The following is a 23,242-nucleotide window of genomic DNA, read 5'->3' as shown; positions in this document are numbered from 1 at the left end:
TCCCATGAAGCGACCGTCCCTCGTCTGGAAGCTCTACATCGCGGCGTTCTACCTGTTCCTGTTCGCGCCGCTGCTGGTCGTGGCGATTTTCGCCTTCAACGCGAGCCCGTTTCCGTCGCCGCCCTGGCGCGGCTTCACGCTCGAATGGTTCACCGGCTCCGGGGCTGTCTTCGGCAAGCCGGGCGTGCTGGCCGATCCGATCTGGCTGAGCAGCATCGGCAACAGCTTCAGGGTCGCGATCCCGGTGGCGCTCCTCGCCGTTCTGCTGGGCACCGTCAACGCCTGGGTGCTGGAGCGGGCCGAGTTCCGCGGCAAGACCTTACTCGCCATGATGATGCTCTGGCCGCTCGTGATCCCGGGCGTGGTGCTCGGCATCTCGATCCTCGCCTTCTTCTCGCGCGTGGCGAACGGGCTTGAGGATTTTTTCCAGACCGATCTCGATCTCCTGCGCCCCGGACTCCCGCTCGTGATCCTGGGGCAGCTCTCCTTCATCCTCACGATCGCGACGCTCATCATCGCGGCGCGCCTGCGCAAGTTCGACCGCTCGCTCGAGGAGGCCGCCTTCGATCTGGGCGCCAGCCGCGCCAGGGTGCTGCGCACGATCACGATGCCGTTCCTGAGCCCCGCGCTCATCGGCGCCGGGCTCGTGGCGCTGCTGATGTCGTTCGAGAACTTCAACACGACTCTGATGCTCGTCGGGTCCGAGCCGCCTTTGCCCATCACCATGTACGGCCAGATGCGCGAGGGCGCGACGCCGGCGATCAACGCGGTGAGCCTGCTGCTGATGCTCGGCGTCGGCGGCATCGCGAGCATCTTCGCGCTCACGTCGAAGGCGGAGCGGTAAGGGGCCGCCCACGTCATCACCGGCCTTGTGCCGGTGATCCCGATCGGAAAGGTACACCGCTCTTCCAATCGGGATGGCCGGGACAAGCCCGGCCATGACGGAGGAGGGAAGCGGATCGTCTCGGTAAGATAGGGGGCAGGGGCGCTACCGCCCCCAGGTGCGCTCCAGGACGTTCACCCAGTTCTCGTAGCAGAGCTTGCGCAGGGTGGCCTCGTCATAGCCGTGGCGGCGCATGGCGTCCACGAGGCGGGGCAGGCCGCGCACGTCGCCGATCTCGGCCGGGATCGTCGCTCCGTCGAAATCCGAGCCCAGGCCCACGCCCTCGACGCCCACATGCTCGATCAGGTGATCCATGTGGCGGATCATCTCCTCGAGCGGCGTGTCGTCGTTGCGCTGGCCGTCCGGACGGATGAACGAGGTGGCGAAGTTCACGCCCACCATGCCGCGGCTCTCGCGGATGGCCGCGAGCTGCTTGTCCGTGAGGTTGCGCGAGTGCTGGCAGATCTCCCAGGCATTGGAATGGGTGGCGACGAGCGGCGCGTCCGAGAGCCGGGCCACGTCCCAGAATCCCTTCTCGTTCAGGTGCGAGAGGTCGATCATGATCTTGAGCCGGTTGCAGGTGCGCACCAGGGCGAGCCCGCGATCGGTGAGGCCCGGACCCGTGTCGGGCGTCGAGGGATAGCTGAACGGCACCCCGTGGCCGAAGATGTTGGGGCGGCTCCAGACCGGCCCGATGGAGCGCAGGCCGCTCTCGTAGAGCACGTCGAGCAGATGCAGGTCCGGGTCGATGCCCTCCGCGCCCTCGATGTGCAGGATGGCCGCGAGCCTGCCGGCATCGATGCACTGGCGGATGTCGGCGGCGCTGCGGCAGATCTTCACCTCGCCCTTCGAGGCGCGCTCGATCCGGATGAGCAGCGAGGCCATGTGCACGGTGACCTGCTGGCTCGTCGCCAGGGAGAGCTGGGGCGGCAGGGGCACGTCGTAGCGGGACTGGGTCATCAAGGCGTCCACGTCCACGCCGACGCTGTCGGACGGCACGTAAACGGCGAAGAACCCGCCAATGAGCCCGCCTTCCTTCATGCGCGGCCAGTCGAGATGCCCGATGTTGTCGCCTTCGAGAAAGGCCTGTTCCGGCTGGATCTTGCCGCGCATCAGGCGGAGGAGGACATCGTTGTGGCCGTCGAAGACCGGCATCAGGGGGGAGCGGGACATGGATTCGTGCCAAGCGGTTGGAAGTGAATGTCAGGGTCAGCCGGCCAGGGAGCGGGCCGGCTCTTTCGCGTCTCTCGTAAAACCCTGGCTCGCCTGGATCAGGGACTGGGTATACGCGTTCGAGGTCACCCCCGAGCGCAGGGCCGTGGATGTGGTCTCCTCGACGGCCTCGCCGTGGCGCATGACGAGAAGACGTTCGCACAGATGGGCCACGACCGCGAGATCGTGGCTCACCAGGATATAGGTCAGCCCCATCTTGCGGCGCAGGTCGTCGAGCAGGTTCAGGATCTCCGCCTGCACGGAGGCGTCGAGTGCCGAGGTCGGTTCGTCGAGGAGCAGAACCTTCGGGCGCAGGATCAGCGCTCGCGCGATGGCGATGCGCTGGCGCTGCCCGCCGGAGAGCTGGTGCGGATAGCGGAACCGGAAGGAGGGGCCCAGGCCCACCTCGCGCAGGGCCTGCAGAATGCGCGCCTCCGCGTCCTTTTCGCCGTGGATGGCGAGCGGTTCCGAGAGCGTGCGGTCGACCGTGTGGCGCGGATGAAGCGACGCGTAGGGGTCCTGGAAGACCATCTGGACCGTGCGGTAGAAGTCCTTGCCGCGGGGCGTGGTGACTTGCCTGCCCTCGACCAGGACACGCCCGCTGGTGATTGGCGCCAGGCCGCAGATGGCGCGCAGGACTGTCGACTTGCCCGAGCCGGACTCGCCGACGAGCCCGTACGCGGCGCCGGGCTCCACGTGGAAGCTCACGTCCTTGACCGCGTCGACCCTGAGGCGGCCCGTGCCGAAGACGACTTGAAGATTCTGAATATCGAGCATCGGATCAGTCACCGGTCACTGCGCCCAGGCGGGGTCGCGGTTCAGGGTGGGGAGCGGACGAACGTCGTCCTTCAGGGTCGGCAGGCAGCGCATCAGCCCCTGCGTATAGGGGTGCTGCGCCTCGCGCAGGTTCTTCGCCTCGAGCTGCTCGACCACACGGCCGGCATACATCACCAGCACCCGGTCGCAGAAGGAGGAGACGAGCTTGAGGTCGTGCGAGATGAAGATCAGCCCCATGCCGCGCTCGGCGACGAGCTCGTCGAGGATGCGCAGCACCTCCATGGACACGGTCACGTCGAGGGCCGAGGTCGGCTCGTCGGCGATGAGCAGATCGGGATCGGTCACGAGCATCATGGCGATCATGGCGCGCTGGCCCATGCCGCCCGACACCTCGTGCGGGTAGAGGGAGAACACCCGGGCCGGATCGCGCATCTTCACGGCCTCCAGCATGGCGAGCGCCCGGTCGCGGGCCTCCCCACGGCCGGCCTTGGCGTGGGCCTGATAGGCCTCGATGATCTGCTCGCCGATGGTCATGACCGGGTTCAGCGAGTATTTCGGGTCCTGCATCACCATGCTGATGCGCCCGCCGCGCAGGGTGCGCAGGGTCCGCTTCGAGGCGGTGAGCAGGTCGATCCCGTCGAAGGCGAGGCGCTTGGCCGTGACCTCGCCCGGGGGAGGGGTCAACCCCAGGATGGCGCGGCCCGTCTGGGACTTGCCGGAGCCGGACTCGCCCACGATGCCGAGGCGTTCGCGGCCGAGCTGGAAGGACACGCCGCGCACCGCCTCCACGGTGCCGGTGCGCAGGTGGAAGCGGACGCGCAGGTCTTCGACGTCGAGAAGCGGCTTGGTCATTTGGCGGCCTTCGGATCGAGAACGTCGCGCAGGCCGTCGCCGAGCAGGTTGAAGCCGAGGCTCACCACGAAGATGGCCAGGCCCGGCATGGCGGCGACCCACCATTGGTCGATGAGGTAGTTGCGGCCGGTGGCCACCATGGCGCCCCATTCCGGCATCGGTGGCTGCGCCCCGAGGCCGAGGAAGCCGAGGCCCGCCGCCGTCAGGATGATGCCCGCCATGTCGAGCGTCACGCGCACGATGAGCGAGGACAGGCAGAGCGGCACCACATGCCCTAAGATGATGCGCGGCGTCGAGGCGCCTTGCAGCTTCACGGCCGCGATGAAGTCGCTGTTGCGGATCATCAGGGTCTCGGCGCGCGCGATGCGGGCGTAAGGAGGCCAGGACGTGATCGCGATGGCGATGATGGCGTTCTCGATGCCGGGTCCCAGGGCGGCCACGAAGGCGAGGGCCAGGACGAGGCGCGGGAAGGCCAGGAAGATGTCGGTGATCCGCATCAGCACCGTGTCGACCCAGCCGCCGAGATAGCCCGACACGGTGCCGACGAAGAGCCCGATGGGCGTTGCGATCAGGGCCACCAGCACCACGACGAACAGGGTGATGCGCGAGCCGTAGATGATGCGCGAGAAGATGTCGCGCGCCTGGTCGTCCGTGCCGAGCCAGAAAGTCTCGCTCGGCGGCAGCAGCCGCTGCGTGCGCAGGTCGCCGCCGGCGATGGGTGAATAAGGCGCGATGACGTCGGCGAAGAGCGCCACCAGGATCAGCAGGATCACGATGGCGAGGCCCACGACCGCGAGCGGGTTGCGGGTGAAGACCCGCCAGCCGAGATAGAACCGGCCGAGGCGGGCCTGCCAGCGGGAATGCGGCTCGGCGGAGAGCAGCCAGGCCCGCCAGCCGTTCGGTTCGGAGAGAGCAGGGGAGCCGGCCATCAGCGGGTCCTCGGATCGAGCAGGCGGTAGAGCAGGTCGGACACGAGATTGAGCAGCACGAAGGCTGCCCCGATCACGAGGGTTCCGCCGAGCACCGCGTTCATGTCGGCGTTCTGCAGGGAATTGGTGATGTACTGGCCGAGACCCGGCCACGCGAAGACCGTCTCGGTGAGCACGGAGCCTTCGAGCAGGTTGGCATAGGAGAGGGCGATCACCGTGATCAGGGGCACGGCCGCGTTGCGCAGGGCGTGGCGCCAGATCACCCTGGCCTCCGACAGACCCTTCACCCGCGCGGCGATTACGTATTCCTGGGCCAGCTCGTTGAGCATGAACGAGCGCGTCATGCGGCTGATATAGGCAAGCGAGAAATAGCCCAGCAGGCAGGCCGGCAGGATGATGTGCGAGACCGCGTCCCAGAACGCGTCCCACTGGCCCTGCATGGCGGTGTCGAGCAGCACGATGTTGGTGACCGGCGTGTAGAGATAGGAATAGGTCACGTCGATGCGGCCCGGACCCGCCACCCAGCCGAGCTTGGCGTAGAACAGCAGCAGACCCATGAGGCCGAGCCAGAAGATCGGGATCGAGTAGCCGGCGAGGCCGAGCACGCGCACGAACTGGTCGATGAAGCTGCCGCGCTTGACCGCCGCGAGGACGCCGAGCGGAATGCCCACGATCACGCCGATCAGCGTGCCGAGCGTGGCGAGCTCCAGGGTGGCCGGAAACGCGTTGGCGATGTCCGTCAGCACCGGATTGGTGGTGAGCACCGAATTGCCGAAATCGCCCGTGACGGCCTTCTTCAGATAGATCCAGAACTGCTGGATGAGCGGCAGGTCGAGGCCGAGTTCCTGGCGGACGCGCTCGTACACCTGAGGGGAGGCCCGATCGCCCACGATGGCAATGACCGGATCGATCGGCACGACGCGGCCGATGAAGAAGGTGACGGCCACGAGGCCGAGAAGGGTCGTCGCCAGGACGATGACGAACTGGACGACTTTCTTAAGGAAGGAGCGGAGGGCACCGACGTGCCCTCCGCCCCCGTTCATGACTGCTGAAACCATCGAAGCGTCAGTTCTTCTTCGCCTGGGACACGTCGTTGTCGCTGAAGGAGGGGCCGAGGACGAAGTTGTCCACGTTCTTGCGCACGGCCGCCACTTCGGTCTGCTGCAGGAAGATCACGAACGGACCGTCGTCGAGAACCGACTTCTGCAGCTCCTTGTACGTCTGCGCGCGCTTCTCCGCATCGCGCTCCATCACGGCCGCGCGGGTCTTGGCGGTCAGCGGCCCCGGATCCCAGGCGTTGCGCCAGGCGAGCGGCTTGGCCTTCGCATTGTCCGAGTTGTCGTCGTTGGCCGCAAAGGTGTCCGCGTTGGAGTTCGGGTCCTGATAGTCCGAGCCCCAGTTGCCGATATAGATGTCCTGCTGGCGAGCCCGGTACTTGGTCAGGGCCTGCTTGGAATCCATCGGCAGGATCTCGAGCTTGATGCCGGCCTGGGCGAAGGTCGCCTGCATGGCCTGGGCGATGCCCATGATCTCGGAGGTGGAGCGGGTGTCCATGGTGACCGAGAACCCGTCCTTCAGGCCGGCCTTGGCCAGCAGCTCCTTCGCCTTGGCGACGTCGAGCTTGTACGGATTGTTGGTCTCGGCGCCCAGGAAGCCCTTGGGCAGGAAGTTCTGGTGAACGTCACCCTTGTACTTCATGATGGTGTCGGCGATCGCCTGATAGTCGACCAGGTACTTCAGCGCCTGCCGGACCTCGGGCTTGGCGAGGTTCGGGTTCTTCTGGTTCAGGCCGAGATAGTAGACCGTGCCCTTGGGCGCGCTCGCGATCTTGATGTCCTGGTTCTTGGACACCGCGGTAATCTCTTCCGGATTCAGGTTGCGCGCCACGTCGATATCGCCCTTCTCGAGCAGGAGGCGCTGGCTCGCGGTCTCCTTGATGTGGCGGAAGATCACGCGGGCGAGGGGCGTCTTCTTCTCGTAGTTCGGGTTGCGCTCGAGGACCAGGACCTCGTTGGCCTTCCAGTCGCGCATGATGTACGGGCCGGAGCCGGCATATTTGGTCTTCAGCCAGTTATAGCCCCAGTCGCCGTCCTTCTCGTTCTGCACGAGAAGCTTCTTGTCGACGATCGACGCGACCGAGTTGCCCAGGCAGTAGAGGACGAGCGTCGGCGCGTAGGGCTTGTCGACCTCGACGGTGAGCTCGAGCGGGCCGGTCTGCTTGATCTTGTCCTTCACGTTGTCCTTCGTGAAGCCGAACTGGCCCAGGATGAAGGCCGGCGACTTGTCGAGCGACACGGCTCGGTGGAGCGAGTAGACCACGTCCTCGGCCGTGATCGGGTTGCCGGAGGCGAACTTCCGGTTGGGCTTCAGCTTGAACGTGTAGGTCTTTCCGTCCGGCGAGACGGTCCAGGATTCGGCCACCTGCCCGTAGATCTTCGACACGTCCTTCACGTCGTAGGCAACCAGACGCTCATAGGTGTTGCCCATGATCTCGGAGGCGCTGAACTCGAACACCTCGGCGGGATCCAGGGAGATGATGTCGTCGCTCTGCCAGGCCTGGACCAGGGTGTCCGGCGGGGTCGCCGCCATAACGGCGGAGAAGGAGGTCGCCATGGTGGCAACCAGAGCAGCGGATAGGAGAAATTTCGGAAGTCGCTTCATGGCCATTCCCTTCGGCGCTCTAAGCGCCTGTTGTTGCGCCAGTATGAATGCAAATCACACAAAAGATGTCGAGTCCAGCAACTGGTTTTAAACTGGCAAACATTGCGCAGGCTGCCCAACGGGAGGGCAGACGGCGATCCGGCTTGGCCTCGGGGGGCAAAGTGTGGCAAAGGCGAGCCCGACCCTCTTTCTGGATGAACACCCGTGTCTGAAGAAGCCAAGAAATCCGGTGCCAACACCATGTGGGGCGGGCGGTTCTCGTCCTCGCCCAGCGCCCTCATGGAGGCCATCAACGCGTCCATCGATTTCGACAAGCGCCTGGCTTCCCAGGACATCCAGGGCTCCATCGCCCACAGCGCCATGCTGGCAAAGCAGGGAATCATCGCCGAGAGCGACCGGGACGCCATTCATCAGGGGCTCCAGCGGGTCCTGGGCGAGATCGAGTCCGGCTCCTTCACCTTCTCGACAGCGCTCGAAGACATCCACATGAACGTGGAAAGCCGGCTGCGCGAGATCGTCGGCGATCCGGCCGCCCGCCTGCACACGGCCCGCAGCCGCAACGACCAGGTCGCCACCGACACCCGGCTCTGGGTGCGCGAGGCCCATGACCGGACCGACGAGCAGCTGACCATCCTGATCAGGGCGCTCCTCGACAAGGCCGAGGCCCATGCCGCCACGGTGATGCCGGGTTTCACCCACCTCCAGAGCGCCCAGCCGGTGACCTTCGGGCACCACCTGATGGCCTATGTGGAGATGTTCGGCCGGGACCGCGGCCGATTTCGGGATTCCCGCCGGCGCCTGAACGAGTGCCCCCTCGGGGCAGGTGCGCTCGCCGGCACGTCCTTCCCCATCGACCGGCACATGACCGCCAAGGCGCTCGGCTTCGACGGCCCGACCCGCAATTCGCTGGACACGGTCTCGGACCGGGACAGCCTCCTGGAGTTCATGGCGGCGGCTTCCATTTGCGCCGTCCATCTGTCACGTTTGGCGGAAGAAATCATCATTTGGATGTCAGCTCCCTTCGGCTTCGTCCGCCTGCCGGACCGCTGGACCACCGGGTCCAGCATGATGCCGCAGAAGCGCAATCCCGACGCCGCCGAGCTGGTGCGCGGCAAGAGCGGCCGCGTGGTCGGCTCCCTGGTGTCCCTCCTGACCGTCATGAAGGGCCTGCCGCTCGCCTATGCGAAGGACACCCAGGAGGACAAGGAACCGCTCTTCGATGCCGCTGACACCATCGAGATCGTGCTGGCCGCCATGACCGGCATGATCCAGGACCTGGAGCCGGTGCCCGAGCGCATGGCCGCGGTGGCCGGGGCGGGTTTCTCCACAGCGACCGATCTCGCCGACTGGCTGGTGCGCAGCCTCGACATCCCGTTCCGGGACGCCCATCACGTCACGGGCCGCATCGTCTCGGAGGCGGAGAAGCGCGGCTGCACCCTCGAGGAGCTGCCCCTGGACGCCATGCAGGCCGTTGAGCCGAAGATCCACCAGGGCATCTACGACGTGCTCGGGGTCGAGAACTCCGTCCGCTCCCGCACGAGCTTCGGCGGAACGTCTCCGGTCCGCGTCGCCGAGCAGGTCGCCTGGTGGCGTGAGCGGGTTTGACCGGCTCGCCCATTAACCCTTGTTTTCTAGGCCCAGGAGGAACGGTCCCCGAGGCCTTGATAGGGCGGGACACCATCGCCATATTGCCGACAGCGGCTCCTTCCGGAGCCACTTGAGTGCCGCATGAGCGGGCTCAAAACCAAACGAAGTGCCTCTAACCTTGGGCTTCGAACATGTCGCGTCAGTCGCCCTTTGGGCATCCGTTCCTGCTAGGCTTCGATGAGATCGAGCAGGCCCTCGACCGTGTCGCCAAGGCGGCGGGAGATGGCTATCCGCCCTACAACATCGAGCGCTTGGCGCGCACGGAACACGCTCCCGAGCGTCTCCGCATCACCCTGGCCGTCGCCGGTTTCACCCGGGACCAGCTGGAGGTGACCTTGGAAGAGAACCAGCTCGTGATCCGGGGCCGTCAGTCCGATGACAAGACAAGGCACTTCCTTCATCGCGGCATCGCCGCCCGTCAGTTCCAGCGCACCTTCCTCCTCGTCGACGGCATGGAGGTCATGGGAGCGGACCTGTCCAACGGATTGTTGTCGATCGATCTTGTCCGGCCTGAGCCGGAACGGATCATCCGAAAGATCGACATCATCGCGTCGGACAAGGTGTGACGGCATCCGCAACAAGGAGATGTCCATGAACTTCGATATCAAACACCATGTCGAGCCGGTCCTTGGAGTTGCCGAACTGGCCTCCCTGGGCGTCGGGCAGATGGCTTACGTGAAGCCGCTCGAGTCCGACGAAGTGGCGCGGCTGTTCCCGCAGGCTCCCAAGCTCGAGCCCGGCATGCGGCTGTTCGCCCTCCTGTCGGCCAGCGGCGAACCGATCCTGCTGACCGACAATCACGACGCCGCCGTGGCCAATGCCTGGGCGCATGACCTGACGACGGTGAGCCTGCATTAAGGCTCACCTCCTTCCCTGACATCAGGCAATCCCTTCCACCGCAGCGATCAGCCGCACGATGTCCTCCGGCCGGGAGAGCCGGTGGTCGCCGTCCTTGATCAGGGTCAGCGACACGCTGTCTCCCAGCAGGTGCTCGACGAGCTCGAGCGCGTGGCTCGACGGCACGTCGGGATCCTCCATGCCCTGCAGGATGTGAACAGGGCAGCCGGTCCGGATCGGCCCGCCGAGAAGCAGGTGCCGGCGTCCGTCCTCGATCAGCCTCCAGGTGATCGGGTAGGGATCGTCCGAATAGGCCGAGGGCCGGTGGTAGACACCGGTTTCCCGAACGCTCTTCCTGAGAGCCTCTGGAAATCGCTGCCACATCAGCCGCTCGGTCATGTCGACCGCCGGGGCGATGAGAACGATCCCCGCAGGAGCGATCTCCGGCCGCTTTTCCATAAGGTGACGGGTCATCAGAAGGCTGATCCAGCCGCCCATGGAGGAGCCGACCAGGACCGGGCGCTCCGTCACGAACCGCTCGATCACGGTCAAGGCGTCCTCGAGCCAGCGGGAGATGGTCCCGTCCTCGAACGCTCCCCCCGACTCGCCATGTCCGCTATAATCCAAGCGCAGGAACGCGCGGTGGTTCGCCTCCGCCCACGCGTCGAGGGCGGTCGCCTTGGTGGCGCGCATGTCGGACTTGAAGCCTCCGAGCCAGACGACGGGCGGACCCTTGCCCTCCCGGAACAGAACGGCGATGGGGCGGGCATCCTGGCCAGCCGTGACGCTTTGCGGCATGGTTAACTCATCCTCAACTGCTTTGAAGCAACCGTTTCTAGACGATTCTTTTGAGAAGGCTTCTACATCCGTGAGTTTTTCAACGCGACCTGGCGGAGGGATGGCTTTTCCATCGTCTCATGTGCATCCGCTGGAGGGCCGGACCATCCTGCAGATCGTGCCTGAATTGGAAGCCGGCGGAGCCGAGCGGACCACGGTCGATATTGCCGAGGGCCTGGTCCATGCCGGGGCCCGCGCCCTGGTGGCCACCGAGGGCGGGCGACTGGTCGGCGAGCTCCAGACCAAGGGCGGTGTCTGGATTCCGTTCCCGGCGGCGACGAAGAACCCGTTCTCCATGCTCCTCAACGTGCGCAAGCTCGCCCGGATCTGCCACAACGAGCGGGTTTCCCTCGTGCATGCCCGGTCCCGGGCGCCTGCCTGGGTGGGGCTGGGTGCTGCGCGCTCGCTCAACATCCCCTTCGTGACGACCTATCACGGCAGCTATTCGGGACGTTCGTCGGTCAAGGTCCTGTACAATTCCGTCATGGCCCGGGGCGATGCGGTCATCGCTAATTCCGAGTACACGGGCGAACTGATCCGGGCCGTCTACCCCCAGGCCGGAGACCGGATCCGCGTCATCCACCGGGGGACGGATTTCGCCGTGTTCTCCCCGCAGGCTGTGGCGCCGGAGCGGATCGAAGCCCTGCGAAAGGCTTGGGACGTCTCCCCCCACGAGCGCGTGGTGCTGCTCGCCGCCCGCCTGACCGGCTGGAAGGGCCAGAAAGTCCTGATCGAAGCGGCGGCTCGGCTCCGTGATGGGGGCCTCACAGACGTGGCCTATATTCTCGCGGGCGATCCGCAGGGGCGGGATTCGTACGTGAAGGACCTCGACGGCCTGATCGAGGCTCGCGGGCTGAAAGGCGTCGTGCGCCGGGTCGGGCATTGCACCGACATGCCAGCAGCCTTCCTGGCGGCTTCGGTCGTCACTGTACCCTCGACCGAGCCGGAGGCCTTCGGCCGCTCGGCCGTGGAGGCGCAGGCCATGGGAACGCCCGTCGTTGTGTCCGATCTGGGGGCCGTGCCCGAGACGGTCCTGTCCCCGCCGGCCGTGCCGCCGCACGAGCGGACGGGCTGGCGGATTCCGGCCGGCGATCCCGATGCGCTCGCGGAGTCCATCGGGGCGGCGCTGAGCCTGGGGGCCAGTGCTAGGATCGCCCTGGGCGCCAGGGCTCGGTCCCATGTGGAGCGTCATTTCTCGCTCGAACGCATGGTCTCGAGCACCCTTGATGTGTATTCGGCCCTTCTGACGGGCCGTTTTACCCATAGAACAAGTTGACTTCCCGCGCATTTGCGCGAAATGTCGATTCATTCGTGGCAAGGCTGAGCATTCCAGCAGGGATCCCTCAAGGGTCCCCGATCCTCGGCCTAGCCCTCAACAGGAGATACGAGCCATTCGCAGACCAATGAGAGCCATGCCGGTGCCGCAGAAGGACGGACCGCGCGCCAACCGAGACATTCGCGGTGTTCGCGAAGTGCAGCTGATCGACGATGCAGGGCAGAACCGGGGCGTCGTTCCCTTCTTTGATGCCCTCAAGGTGGCCGAAGAGGCCGGCCTCGATCTCGTGGAGATCTCGCCGAACGCCACACCTCCCGTCTGCAAGATCCTCGATTACGGCAAGTTCCGCTTTCTCGAGCAGAAGAAGGCCGCCGAGGCGCGCAAGAAGCAGAAGACGGTTGAGGTCAAGGAAATCAAGCTGCGTCCCGGCATCGATGACCACGATTACGAGGTCAAGATGAAGGCCATGAAAGGCTTCTTCGAGGAAGGCAACAAGGTGAAGATCACCCTGCGCTTCCGCGGCCGCGAGATGGCGCACCAGTCCCTCGGCCTGAAGGTGCTGGACCGGGTGAAGGCCGATGTGGGCGATCTCGCCAAGGTCGAGATGGAGCCGAACTTCGAAGGCCGCCAGGTCGTCATGGTCCTGGCCCCGCGCTAAGGGGCTCCCGATACAGTGAAATTCATGGCTGCCGGAGTGCCGGCGGCCATTGCTTTTTGGGTGGGCTTCTGCCATAAGCCGCCCTTCATCGAACCGCCCGGCTGTTAGGGCTGCCGTGGCGGTTCGTTTTGCTCAAGCAGCAAGACTGGGCCTGCAGGGCGGTTCAAGCCGCCCCTTCGGCCTGACCAAAGGAGAGCCAAATGCCCAAGCTGAAGACGAAGTCTGGCGCGAAAAAGCGCTTCAAGATCACTGGCACCGGCAAGGTCGTTTACGCCCAGGCCGGCAAGCGCCACGGGATGATCAAGCGGACCAAGAAGCAGATCCGCAACCTGCGCGGCACCACGACCATGTTCGAGGGCGACGCGTACAACGTGAAGAAGTACTTCCTGCCGAACGGCTAAGGCGGTTCTTCCCCCACATCCCGGATTTTGAAGGAGTTTTTAAATGGCCCGCGTCAAACGGGGCGTTACCGCCCACGCCAAGCACAAGAAGGTTTTCAAGGCAGCCAAGGGTTTCTACGGCCGCCGCAAGAACACCATCCGCATCGCCAAGCAGGCGGTCGAGAAGAGCATGCAATATGCCACTCGCGACCGTCGCAACAAGAAGCGCACCTTCCGTGCTCTCTGGATCCAGCGCCTCAACGCTGCCGTCCGCACGCATGGCTTGACCTATTCCCGATTTATCGACGGTCTCGGCAAGGCTGGGATCGAGGTCGATCGCAAGGTCCTGTCCGAAATGGCCATCCACGAGCCGGCGGCTTTCGCCGCTTACGTGGACGCTGCCAAGGCCGCCCTGCCGCAGCAGGCCGCCTAAGTCGGATAGACTCGCTTCGGTGCGGCTGGCTTGATCGGCCGCACCGCCTTACTCCCCCTTCTCCCGAGACCATCCGCGCTGACGGCCAGAGGGCTGTCGGTTACCCCTCGGCACATCGTGCGGAAAAGTGGACCCGGTTTTCCGCTTTCAACGATGTGCTCATCGAAAAGGGAGCATCGGATGGATCCCAGAAGTGCAGATCCACTTTTGGGTCCGATGCTCTAGCGGCTCGGAAGACTTGACCGTTCCCGCGCCGCGCTCCACTCAAAGCGCTTGCATCTGGCAAGGGACCGATGACCGATCTCAATCAACTCGAACGTGACCTGCTGACCCAGGTCGAAGCCGCCGGCGACGAAGCGGCCCTGGAAACCGTCCGCGTCTCCGCGCTCGGCAAGAAGGGCTCCGTCTCCGAACTCCTGAAGACCCTCGGCGCCATGACGGCCGAGGAGCGCAAGGAGCGCGGACCGCTCATCAACGGCCTGCGCGACAAGGTGCAGGGCGCGATCTCAGCCAAGAAAGAGACGCTGGCGGAGGCCGCACTCGAAGCCCGTCTGGCCGCCGAGCGCATCGACGTGACGCTTCCCGTCCCGGAAGCGCCCGAATCCCGCGGGCGCGTCCACCCGATCAGCCAGGTGATCGAGGAACTGACGGCGATCTTCGCCGATATGGGCTTCTCCGTGGCCGAGGGGCCGGATATCGAAACCGATTATCTCAACTTCACGGCGCTGAACTTCCCCGAGGGCCATCCGGCCCGCGAGATGCACGACACCTTCTTCCTCGCTCCCGACGAGAAGGGCGAGCGCAAGGTGCTGCGCACGCACACCTCGCCGGTCCAGATCCGCACCATGACCTCGCAGACGCCGCCGATCCGGGTGATCATCCCCGGTCGAACCTATCGGCACGATTCGGACCAGACCCACACGCCGATGTTCCACCAGGTGGAAGGCCTCGTCATCGACAAGCAGGCCAACATCGCGCACATGAAGTGGATCCTGGAGGAGTTCTGCAAGGCCTTCTTCGAGGTCGAGCAGGTAAAGATGCGCTTCCGTCCGTCCTTCTTCCCCTTCACGGAACCCTCCGCCGAGGTCGACATCCAGTGCTCGCGCAAAGGCGGCGAGATCCGCTTCGGTGAGGGCACGGACTGGCTCGAGATCCTCGGCTGCGGCATGGTCCACCCGAACGTGCTGAGGAATTGCGGGCTTGATCCGGACGAGTACCAGGGCTTCGCCTGGGGCATGGGCATCGACCGCATCGCCATGCTCAAATACGGCATGCCGGATCTGCGCCCCTTCTTCGAGGCCGATGTGCGCTGGCTGAACCATTACGGCTTCCGCCCGCTCGACATTCCGAGCCTTGTCAGCGGCCTGACTTCCTAAGCGGAGAGCACCCATGAAATTCACCCTCTCCTGGCTGAAGGATCATCTCGAGACGTCAGCCTCCCTCGACGAGATCGTCGAGACTCTCACCCGCATCGGCCTCGAGGTCGAAGGGGTCGAGGACAAGGCGAAGTCCCTGGCGCCCTACACGGTGGCGTACGTGATCTCCGCCGAGCAGCACCCGAATGCCGATCGCCTGCGGGTGTGCATGGTCGATACTGGCGCGGGCGCCCCGATCCAGGTGGTCTGCGGCGCGCCGAACGCCCGCACCGGCATGAAGAGCGTGTTCGCGCCGCCCGGCACCTACATTCCGGGCAAGAACATCACACTCGGCGTCGGTACCATCCGGGGCGTCGAGAGCGCCGGCATGCTGTGCTCGGGCTCGGAGCTCGAGATCTCGGACGACCACGACGGCATCATCGACCTGCCCGAGGATGCACCGGTCGGCCAGCCCTACGCGGCCTATGCGGGCCTCGACGATCCGGTGATCGAGATCAACCTCACGCCGAATCGCCCCGACTGCACGTCGATTCACGGCATCGCCCGTGACCTTGCGGCGGCCGGGCTCGGCACTCTCAAGGGGGACGCCGTTGCGCCTGTCCAGGGCAGGGGTACCTGCCCGGTTTCGGTGACGATCGAGGACGAAAGCCTCTGCCCCGCCTTCGCGCTTCGTCTCGTGCGCGGCGTGAAGAACGGTCCGTCTCCGGAGTGGATGCAGCGCCGCCTGCTCTCCATCGGCCTCCGCCCGATCAACGCGCTGGTGGACATCACCAACTACATGACCTTCGACCGGGGCCGTCCGCTCCATGTGTTCGACGCCAAAAAGGTGAAGGGGAACCTCACTGTCCGTCGCGCCAGGGACGGCGAGGAGGTGCTGGCGCTCGACACCCGCAGCTACAAGCTCGATCCGAGCATTGTGGTGATCGCTGACGAGAACGGCGTCGAATCCATCGGCGGCATCATGGGCGGCGAGCACTCGGGCTGCGACGAGAATACGACTGACGTGCTGATCGAATCCGCGCTCTGGAATCCGCTCAACATCGCGCAGACCGGTCGCAAGCTCGGCATCATCACGGATGCGCGCTACCGCTTCGAGCGCGGGGTCGACCCGGCCTTCACGGTGCCGGGCCTCGACCTTGCCACCAAGCTCGTCATCGACCTGTGCGGCGGCGAAGCGAGCGAGGCCGTGGTGGCCGGAAAGGTGCCTGAGGACAAGCGCGTCATCGACTTCCCGTGGAGCGAGGTTCCGCGCCTGTCGGGTCTCGACGTTCAGCCCGGCGAGTCCGAGCAGATCCTGAAAAAGCTCGGCTTCGCCGTTCAGGGCTCGGGCGAGCGGGTCAGCGTCCTGGCGCCGTCCTGGCGCCCGGACGTCGAGGGCAAGGCCGATCTCGTCGAGGAGGTCATCCGCATCGCCGGCCTCGACCGGATCGAGTCGAAGCCCCTCCCGCGCCTGGAGGATACGGTCGCGAAGCCGATCCTGACCCTTATCCAGAAGCGTACGCGGCTTGCCCGCCGTGCGTTGGCCGTGCGCGGGCTGGTGGAGGCCGTCACCTGGTCGTTCATCGCCAAGAGCGAGGCGGAGCTGTTCGGCGGTGGCAACAGCCGGCTGGCTCTCGCCAACCCGATCGCGGCCGAGCTCTCCGACATGCGTCCGAGCCTGCTCCCGGGCCTCCTGAAGGCGGCACAGCGCAATGCGGATCGCGGGCTCGGCGACGTGGCGCTCTTCGAGGTCGGCCAGACCTTCGCGTCCGACGAGCCCGACGGCCAGTCGATCAAGGCCGCAGCCGTCCGTCGCGGGACGGCACGGGCGGAGAGCGTGGGCCGTCACTGGAACGGCGGGGCGCAGAGCGTCGATGCCTTCGACGCCAAGGCCGACGTGCTGGCGCTGCTGGCCGCGTTGGGAATCCCGGCCGGCGGTCTCCAGATCGTGGCGGGCGGTCCGGCATGGTTCCATCCGGGGCGTTCCGCCACGCTGCAGTTCGGACCGAAGAACGTGGTCGGGGCCTTCGGCGAGGTGCACCCGAAGATCCTGAAGGCGCTGGACCTGAAAGGCCCGCTGGTCGGGTTCGAGCTCAATCTCAACGCGCTGCCGCCGCCCAAGGCCAAGCCGACCAAGATGAAGCCGAAGCTCAGCCTGCCCGACTTCCAGCCGCTCACCCGCGACTTCGCCTTCGTGGTCGGCCGCAACGTGGCCGCCGGCGACATCGTGAAGGCCGCCCAGGGAGCCGAGCGCCAGCTGATCGTGGGTGTCGACGTGTTCGACATCTACGAGGGCACCGGGATCGATCCGGACAAGAAGTCCGTCGCGATCGCCGTTACCCTGCAGCCGACGGAGAAGACGCTCACCGACGTGGAGATCGAGGCCGTGTCGGCCAAGATCGTCGGCGAGGTATCGAAAAAGACGGGCGCCGTGCTGCGCTCGTAAGGAGAGATTGCCCGGGCGCGGCTCAGGCCTTGTCCGGGCGTTCCGTTCCGCTCAGCGGGTTCGCCTCATCCCATCCGTAGTGGACCGTGTCGAACCGCATCGCGCGCGCATCGACCATCAGCAGGCGCCCGACGAGGCTGTCGCCGAAGCCGACGATCTCGCGGATCACCTCCATGGCCATCAGGCTGCCCATGACCCCTGCGAGGGCGCCGAGCACGCCGGCTTCCGCGCAGGTCGGGATCGTCCCGGCGGGTGGCGGGGAGGGGAAGACGCAGCGGTAGGTGGGGTTCGGTTTTCCACCCGGGCCGGTCTCATGGGCCCGGATCGTGGTGAGCGAGCCGTCGAACTGCCCGAGCGCTGCCGTCACCAGGGGCTTTCTCTCGAAATAGCAGGCATCCGACGCCGCGTAGCGGGTGTCGAAATTGTCCGACCCGTCGGCCACGATATCGTAGCGGCCGATCAAATTCCGCGCGTTCTCCGCCGTCAGCCGAACGGCGTGAGGCTCGACGGTCACATGCGGGTTGAGTCGTTCAATGGCCCCAGCCGCGCTTTCCACCTTGGAGCGCCCGAGATCCGGCGTGCCATGGATCACCTGCCGTTGCAGGTTGGACAGGCTCACCGTGTCGTCATCCACGATACCGATGGTGCCGATGCCGGCTGCGGCGAGGTACTGGATCAGGGGAGCGCCCAGACCGCCGGCGCCGATCACGAGCACGCGAGCGGCCTTGAGCCTGAGCTGGCCCGGCCCGCCCACATCGCGCAGAACGATGTGGCGGGCGTAGCGGTCGATTTCGTCCGATGAGAGAGCCATGTCATGACCTTACGGGAATCGGTTTAGCTATCAACTATTCCTTGAAGGAAATAACATGCCGCCTTGACAGAGGCCTTGGCGTTGTGACCCTTGCCGTGCCATCGTCAGGGGGCAACCGGCAACAAGCCGGCGTCTAACAGGGAACAAAGCCGATGACAGTTACCAAGTTCGGCCTCGCGCTCGCGGGGCTCGCCTTTTCCGCCTCGGCTGCCTTCGCGCAGCAGGCGGCCTTCAAGCCCGCCGTCGTCTACGATCTGGGCGGCAAGTTCGACAAATCCTTCAACGAAGGCGTTCACACGGGCGCCGAGAAGTTCAAGAAGGACACAGGCACCGATTACCGCGATTTCGAGCCGCAGAACGATGCCCAGCGCGAGCAGGCCCTGCGCCGCTTTGCCCGTGACGGCTTCTCGCCCATCGTGGCCGTCGGCTTTTCGCAGGAGACCGCTCTGAAGAAGGTCGCCGAGGAGTTCCCGAAGACCCAGTTCGCCATCATCGATGCCGTGGTCGAGAAGCCCAACGTGCAGTCCATCGTGTTCAAGGAGCATGAGGGCTCGTTCCTGGTTGGCCTCCTGGCCGCGCAGGCGTCCAAGTCGGGCAAAGTCGGCTTCGTGGGCGGCATGGACATCCCGCTCATCCGCAAGTTCGCCTGCGGCTACGTCCAGGGCGTGAAATACGCCAAGAAGGACGGCGAGGTGTTCCAGAACATGACCGGGACCACGGGTGCGGCCTGGAACGATCCCGTAAAAGGCGGCGAGCTTGCCAAGAGCCAGATCGATCGCGGCGCCGACGTGATCTACCATGCGGCCGGCGGCACCGGCGTGGGCGTGATGCGCGCCACCGCCGACGCGGGCAAGCTCGGCATCGGTGTCGACTCGAACCAGAACGGCCTGCATCCGGGCAAGATCCTGACCTCCATGGTCAAGCGCGTGGACGTGGCGACCTACAATGCCTTCGATCAGGCCAAGAAGGGCGCCTTCAAGGCTGGCGTGTCGGTTCTGGGCCTCGCCGAGGATGGCGTGGCGTGGGCGCTCGACGACAACAACAAGTCGCTGATTACCGCCGACATGAAGGCCGCCGCCGACAAGGCCGCGGCCGACATCAAGTCCGGCGCCATCAAGGTGCACGACTACATGTCGGACTCCAAGTGCCCGATGTAAGGTGAATCATGTTTCGGCCGCAGGCTCGCAAGAACCTGCGGCCGGATCTTTTTTCGACCCGGTTTTGTTTTTCCGATAAGATCCGGCACTTGTTTTCTTCTTGCCGGCAGACCCTTCGAGGCCGATGTCCCCAGCCATTGAACTCATTGCCATCAACAAGAGCTTCGGCGCCGTTCACGCCAACCGGGACGTGAACCTGCGCGTGGAGCGCGGCACGATCCACGGCATCGTTGGTGAGAACGGCGCGGGCAAGTCGACTCTGATGTCGATCCTGTACGGGTTCTACGAGGCGGATTCCGGCGCGATCCACGTCAACGGCAAGCCCATTTCCATCCGCTCCCCCATCGATGCCATCTGTGCCGGCATCGGCATGGTCCACCAGCATTTCATGCTGGTCGAGCCGCTGAGCGTCGTCGACAACGTGATGCTCGGCGCCGAGGGCGGTGCCATGCTGCGCGCGGGCGAGGCCAAGGCGCGTGCGGAACTCTCCAGGCTCGCCAAGGATTACGGCCTCGAGATCGATGTGGATGCCATTGTCGGCGACCTCTCGGTCGGCCTGCAGCAGCGCGTGGAGATTTTGAAGGCGCTCTATCGCGGTGCCGACATCCTCATTCTTGATGAGCCCACGGCCGTGCTCACGCCGGCCGAGGCCGACGCCCTGTTCGTTCTGCTCCGCTCCCTCAAGGAGCAGGGCAAGACCGTCATCCTCATCACGCACAAGCTGCGCGAGATCATGGCAATCACCGATCGGGTCTCGGTGATGCGGCGCGGCGAGATGGTGGCGAGCGTGGAGACGGCCGTCACCTCGCCCCCGGAGCTGGCGGAGTTGATGGTCGGTCGCCGCGTGCTCCTGCGTGTCGAGAAGGCCGACAAGACGCCCGGTGCGCCATTGCTCGACATCGACAACCTCACCGTGGTCGATTCCCGCGGCGTTGTGCGCGTCGCAAACGCGACCTTCACCGTTCGTGCGGGCGAGATCGTCGGCATCGCGGGTGTTGCAGGCAACGGACAAAGCGAGCTGATGGAGGCGATCGCCGGCATGCGCCATTCCGCGCTCGGCTCGATCCGGTTGGAGGGACGTGACATTCCGGCCTCGGAGCACAATCCGCACCGCATGCGTCAGCTCGGCCTCCTGCACGTGCCCGAGGATCGGCTGCGCATGGGGCTCGTCCCGGCCTTTCCGGCCTTCGAGAGCGCCATCCTGGGCTTCAGCGACGAGCCTCACCTTGGCCGCGGACCGATCCTCGACCATGACCGCTTGATCGCGGACCTGGCGAAGAAGATGGAGCAGTACGACGTGCGCCCTCCAGCGCCACGGCTGAAATCCTCGAAATTTTCCGGCGGCAACCAGCAGAAGATCGTGCTGGCGCGCGAGATCGAGCGCAGCCCCAAGGTGCTTCTCGTCGGTCAGCCGACCCGTGGCGTCGATATCGGAGCCATCGAGTTCATCCACCGCCGCCTCATCAGCCTGCGCGATGCGGGCGTCGCCATCCTCCTCGTCTCCGTGGAACTCGACGAGATCATGAACCTGTCCGACCGTATCCTAACCATGTGCGGCGGCAGGATCACCGGCGAGCGCAAGGCCTCCGAGACGAACGAGCAGGAACTCGGCCTGCTCATGGCCGGCGTGACGGACGAGGCGGCGTGATGCAACCGCGTCTAACCCTCGTCACTCTTGGCGTCTCCGATCTCGCGGCATCCCGCGCGTTCTACGAGGCCTGGGGCTGGACGGCCTCGTCCGCCAGCCAGCCCAGCGTCACCTTTTTCCAGGCGAACGGTTTGGCGCTCGCCCTGTTCGGCCGGGGGGACTTGGCCAAGGATGCGGGTCTCGAGGACACGCCCACGGGCTTTGCTGCCATTTCGCTCGCCTACAACGCTCGCTCCAGGCAGGAGGCCGACGAGGTCTATGCACGTGCCGTGAAGGCCGGCGCGCGTCCGCTCAAGCCGCTGCAGGATGTTTTCTGGGGCGGCTATTCGGGCTATGTCACGGACCCCGACGGACATCTCTGGGAGATTGCCTGGAACCCGTTCTTTCCCCTCGATGAGCAGGGACACATGTTCCTGCCGGATAGTCAGACGTGAGCGCTCCACTCGACCTGCCCAGATGGGCCGATACGGTTCTCGTACCCGCCATTTCCGTGGTGGCGGCTTTTCTCGTCGCCGGCCTTGTCGTGCTCGGCATCGGCGAGAACCCGCTTTCCGCCACCCGCTACCTGTTGCAAGGCAGCCTCGGGACCGGGGAGGGGCTCGGCTTCACCCTGTTCTACATGACCGACTTCATCTTCGTCGGACTGGCGGTTGCGGTGGCCTATCATGCCGGATTGTTCAACATCGGCGGCGAAGGGCAGGCGACCCTCGCGGGTCTCGGCATCGCGCTCGTCCTCAACAACCTGACCTTTCTGCCCGGCTTCCTGCTCATCCCGCTCGGCATTCTGGGCGCTGCAGCCTTCGGAGCAGCTTGGGCGGCCGTTCCCGGCTACCTCCAGGCAAAGCGCGGCAGCCACATCGTCATCACGACGATCATGTTCAACTGGCTGGCCAGCGTACTGATCGTCTATCTGCTCGTGAACGTGCTGCGCGAGCCGCAATCCATGAACCCGGAAACGCGCGCATTCCCCGACCAGTCCTATATTCCGTTCATGCACGAGGTCTTCGCCGCTTTCGGCATCGAGATCCCGGCCTCGCAGCTCAACCTCACGCTGGTTCTGGCGCTTGCGGCATCCTATTTCGTCTGGCTCCTCATCTACCGCTCGCGCCTGGGCTATGCGATCCGCGTCGTCGGATCGAACCCGACGGCGGCCGTGTATGCCGGCATCTCGCCCGCGCGCATCATCATCGTCGCGATGATCATCTCCGGTGCGTTGGCCGGCGGCCTCGCGGTCAACGAACTCATGGGCTATCAGCATCGCCTGCTCCTGGAATTCACATCGGGCTACGGCTTCGTCGGCATCGCGGTGGCGCTCATGGGACGCGCTCATCCCGTCGGCATCATCCTGGCCTCGCTCCTCTTCGGCATCCTCTACCAGGGCGGCGCGGAACTGGCCTTCGAGCAGCCGGCCATCACCCGCGACATGGTGGTGGTGATCGGCGGCATCATCATCCTGTTCGCCGGTGCCCTCGACGGACTGTTCCGACGCATCGTGGCGCATCTGTTCACGCGCCAGAAGCTGGCGAGGGCTTGAGCCATGGATCTCAGCTCCTTCGTGACGGTCTTCGACTCGGCCCTGCGGCTCTCGATCCCGCTTCTCGCCGCGTGCCTGGCCGGGCTCTGGTCCGAACGCTCCGGCGTGGTGGATATCGGTCTTGAGGGCAAGATGCTGGTGGCGGCTTTTGCCGCGGCGGCGGCCGCCTATGCGTTCGGATCGGCCTGGATCGGGCTTGTGGCCGGGATCGGCGCATCGGTGGTTTTCGGTCTCATCCACGGCTTCGCCTCCATCAGCCAGCGCGGCAACCAGATCGTTTCCGGCGTCGCCATCAACATGCTGGCCGCGGGACTGACGGCCATCGTGGGCAACGCCTGGTACGCCCAAGGCGGGCGCACCCCGCCCCTGGAGGGCGTGCAGCGGTTCGGCGATGCGATCTTCGGCCATTCGGCTCTCGTCTACATCGTGCTGCTGGCCGTGCCACTCACCTGGTTCGTGCTGGGGCGGACCCGCTTCGGTCTTCGCCTGCGTGCCGTGGGCGAGAACCCGGCCGCAGTCGACACGGCGGGCATCTCGGTGACGGGCCTGCGCTACACGGCTGTCATCATCGGCGGCGTTCTCTGCGGCATCGGCGGAACCTATCTCTCGGTCGGCCAATCGGCGGGCTTCCTGCCCAACATGACGGCTGGCAAGGGCTTCATTGCGCTCGCGGCCCTGATCTTCGCCAAATGGCGAGCTTGGCCGGCGCTCGGCGCCTGCTTCCTGTTCGGGCTGCTCGATGCCATCGCGATACGACTGCAGGGAATCTCGCTGCCCGGCATCGGCGAGGTTCCGGTCCAGGCGATCCAGGCGCTTCCCTACCTCATGACCGTCATCCTGCTCGCCGGCGTCATCGGCAAGGCGATTCCGCCCCGGGCTGCCGGCGTGCCCTATGTGAAGGAGCGCTGA

Annotated in this window: 23 protein-coding genes; 15 read left to right on the top strand and 8 right to left on the bottom strand. The window is 65.5% G+C overall.

What is annotated here, in order from left to right:
* The first annotated feature begins 4 nt into the window (after positions 1 to 4).
* The gene (locus KBI52_RS24190; RefSeq protein ID WP_210812002.1) at positions 5 to 844 is read left to right on the top strand and encodes an ABC transporter permease; all 840 of its coding nucleotides are present in this window, start codon (positions 5 to 7) and stop codon (positions 842 to 844) included.
* Positions 845 to 988: 144 nt separating this feature from the next.
* Here the strand turns inward: KBI52_RS24190 and KBI52_RS24185 are convergent, their stop codons facing one another.
* The 6 genes from KBI52_RS24185 to KBI52_RS24160 are packed head-to-tail and all read right to left on the bottom strand — an operon-like array spanning position 989 to position 7,320.
* Positions 989 to 2,056 (bottom strand): dipeptidase, encoded by a 1,068-nt coding sequence (locus KBI52_RS24185; RefSeq protein ID WP_173948467.1) that lies wholly within the window; start codon positions 2,054 to 2,056, stop codon positions 989 to 991.
* Between the two features lie 36 nt (positions 2,057 to 2,092).
* A complete protein-coding gene (locus tag KBI52_RS24180; protein WP_210812001.1) occupies positions 2,093 to 2,872 on the bottom strand; it encodes an ABC transporter ATP-binding protein in 780 nt (259 codons plus the stop codon).
* A 15-nt stretch (positions 2,873 to 2,887) separates the two neighbouring features.
* Complete coding sequence (locus KBI52_RS24175; RefSeq protein WP_173948465.1) at positions 2,888 to 3,724, bottom strand: ABC transporter ATP-binding protein; 837 nt, start codon at positions 3,722 to 3,724, stop codon at positions 2,888 to 2,890.
* On the bottom strand, positions 3,721 to 4,653 hold the full coding sequence (locus KBI52_RS24170) for an ABC transporter permease (RefSeq protein ID WP_210812000.1): 933 nt from the start codon (positions 4,651 to 4,653) through the stop codon (positions 3,721 to 3,723). The genes KBI52_RS24175 and KBI52_RS24170 overlap by 4 nt, the downstream gene beginning before the upstream one ends.
* Entirely contained in the window at positions 4,653 to 5,711 is a 1,059-nt protein-coding gene (locus tag KBI52_RS24165; protein WP_371823208.1) for an ABC transporter permease, read from the bottom strand. Before KBI52_RS24165 ends, KBI52_RS24170 begins: the two co-directional genes overlap by 1 nt.
* A gap of 7 nt (positions 5,712 to 5,718) precedes the next feature.
* Positions 5,719 to 7,320 carry an ABC transporter substrate-binding protein gene (locus KBI52_RS24160; protein ID WP_210272201.1) on the bottom strand — a complete coding sequence of 534 codons (1,602 nt, stop codon included), beginning with the start codon at positions 7,318 to 7,320 and terminating at the stop codon, positions 5,719 to 5,721.
* 198 nt (positions 7,321 to 7,518) lie between these two features.
* On the opposite strand from KBI52_RS24160, the gene argH reads away from it, so the two are divergent.
* From argH to KBI52_RS24145, 3 genes are all read left to right on the top strand, one after another.
* Entirely contained in the window at positions 7,519 to 8,919 is a 1,401-nt protein-coding gene (gene argH / locus KBI52_RS24155) for an argininosuccinate lyase (protein ID WP_371823207.1), read from the top strand.
* Positions 8,920 to 9,092: 173 nt separating this feature from the next.
* Positions 9,093 to 9,527 carry an Hsp20 family protein gene (locus KBI52_RS24150; protein ID WP_009763496.1) on the top strand — a complete coding sequence of 145 codons (435 nt, stop codon included), beginning with the start codon at positions 9,093 to 9,095 and terminating at the stop codon, positions 9,525 to 9,527.
* A gap of 25 nt (positions 9,528 to 9,552) precedes the next feature.
* Positions 9,553 to 9,819 carry a DUF1150 domain-containing protein gene (locus KBI52_RS24145; protein WP_173948462.1) on the top strand — a complete coding sequence of 89 codons (267 nt, stop codon included), beginning with the start codon at positions 9,553 to 9,555 and terminating at the stop codon, positions 9,817 to 9,819.
* Between the two features lie 21 nt (positions 9,820 to 9,840).
* Here the strand turns inward: KBI52_RS24145 and KBI52_RS24140 are convergent, their stop codons facing one another.
* Positions 9,841 to 10,596 carry a carboxylesterase gene (locus tag KBI52_RS24140; protein WP_173948461.1) on the bottom strand — a complete coding sequence of 252 codons (756 nt, stop codon included), beginning with the start codon at positions 10,594 to 10,596 and terminating at the stop codon, positions 9,841 to 9,843.
* Positions 10,597 to 10,696: 100 nt separating this feature from the next.
* On the opposite strand from KBI52_RS24140, the gene KBI52_RS24135 reads away from it, so the two are divergent.
* The 6 genes from KBI52_RS24135 (at position 10,697) to pheT (ending at position 17,183) form a co-directional block, all read left to right on the top strand.
* Positions 10,697 to 11,911, top strand: a complete 1,215-nt coding sequence (locus tag KBI52_RS24135) for a glycosyltransferase family 4 protein (protein ID WP_173948460.1) — start codon at positions 10,697 to 10,699, stop codon at positions 11,909 to 11,911.
* Between the two features lie 136 nt (positions 11,912 to 12,047).
* Entirely contained in the window at positions 12,048 to 12,569 is a 522-nt protein-coding gene (gene infC / locus KBI52_RS24130; RefSeq protein ID WP_009494552.1) for a translation initiation factor IF-3, read from the top strand.
* Positions 12,570 to 12,769: 200 nt separating this feature from the next.
* Positions 12,770 to 12,970 carry a 50S ribosomal protein L35 gene (rpmI, locus tag KBI52_RS24125; protein ID WP_109598789.1) on the top strand — a complete coding sequence of 67 codons (201 nt, stop codon included), beginning with the start codon at positions 12,770 to 12,772 and terminating at the stop codon, positions 12,968 to 12,970.
* Between the two features lie 43 nt (positions 12,971 to 13,013).
* Positions 13,014 to 13,382, top strand: a complete 369-nt coding sequence (gene rplT, locus KBI52_RS24120; protein WP_009494554.1) for a 50S ribosomal protein L20 — start codon at positions 13,014 to 13,016, stop codon at positions 13,380 to 13,382.
* Positions 13,383 to 13,675: 293 nt separating this feature from the next.
* On the top strand, positions 13,676 to 14,758 hold the full coding sequence (gene pheS, locus KBI52_RS24115) for a phenylalanine--tRNA ligase subunit alpha (RefSeq protein WP_173948459.1): 1,083 nt from the start codon (positions 13,676 to 13,678) through the stop codon (positions 14,756 to 14,758).
* 13 nt (positions 14,759 to 14,771) lie between these two features.
* Positions 14,772 to 17,183 (top strand): phenylalanine--tRNA ligase subunit beta, encoded by a 2,412-nt coding sequence (gene pheT / locus KBI52_RS24110; RefSeq protein ID WP_173948458.1) that lies wholly within the window; start codon positions 14,772 to 14,774, stop codon positions 17,181 to 17,183.
* 22 nt (positions 17,184 to 17,205) lie between these two features.
* Here pheT and KBI52_RS24105 read toward each other — a convergent pair whose 3' ends face one another.
* Positions 17,206 to 17,994 (bottom strand): molybdopterin-synthase adenylyltransferase MoeB, encoded by a 789-nt coding sequence (locus tag KBI52_RS24105; protein ID WP_210811999.1) that lies wholly within the window; start codon positions 17,992 to 17,994, stop codon positions 17,206 to 17,208.
* 152 nt (positions 17,995 to 18,146) lie between these two features.
* On the opposite strand from KBI52_RS24105, the gene KBI52_RS24100 reads away from it, so the two are divergent.
* The 5 genes from KBI52_RS24100 (at position 18,147) to KBI52_RS24080 (ending at position 23,242) form a co-directional block, all read left to right on the top strand.
* Positions 18,147 to 19,151 (top strand): BMP family protein, encoded by a 1,005-nt coding sequence (locus KBI52_RS24100; protein WP_210811998.1) that lies wholly within the window; start codon positions 18,147 to 18,149, stop codon positions 19,149 to 19,151.
* A 124-nt stretch (positions 19,152 to 19,275) separates the two neighbouring features.
* Positions 19,276 to 20,799: an ABC transporter ATP-binding protein gene (locus KBI52_RS24095; protein ID WP_210811997.1), complete on the top strand. Its 1,524-nt coding sequence runs from the start codon at positions 19,276 to 19,278 to the stop codon at positions 20,797 to 20,799.
* Entirely contained in the window at positions 20,799 to 21,233 is a 435-nt protein-coding gene (locus KBI52_RS24090) for a VOC family protein (RefSeq protein WP_173948454.1), read from the top strand. Before KBI52_RS24095 ends, KBI52_RS24090 begins: the two co-directional genes overlap by 1 nt.
* A complete protein-coding gene (locus tag KBI52_RS24085) occupies positions 21,230 to 22,333 on the top strand; it encodes an ABC transporter permease (protein ID WP_173948453.1) in 1,104 nt (367 codons plus the stop codon). Before KBI52_RS24090 ends, KBI52_RS24085 begins: the two co-directional genes overlap by 4 nt.
* 3 nt (positions 22,334 to 22,336) lie before the next feature.
* Positions 22,337 to 23,242, top strand: coding sequence for an ABC transporter permease (locus tag KBI52_RS24080; protein ID WP_173948452.1), 906 nt, complete (start codon positions 22,337 to 22,339; stop codon positions 23,240 to 23,242).

Origin of the sequence: Microvirga sp. HBU67558 (assembly GCF_018069605.1) — a bacterium.
Taxonomy (GTDB): Bacteria; Pseudomonadota; Alphaproteobacteria; order Rhizobiales; family Beijerinckiaceae; genus Microvirga; species Microvirga terrae.
Note: the sequence above shows the minus strand (reverse complement) of the source record. Positions and strands in the feature narration are given on the sequence as shown.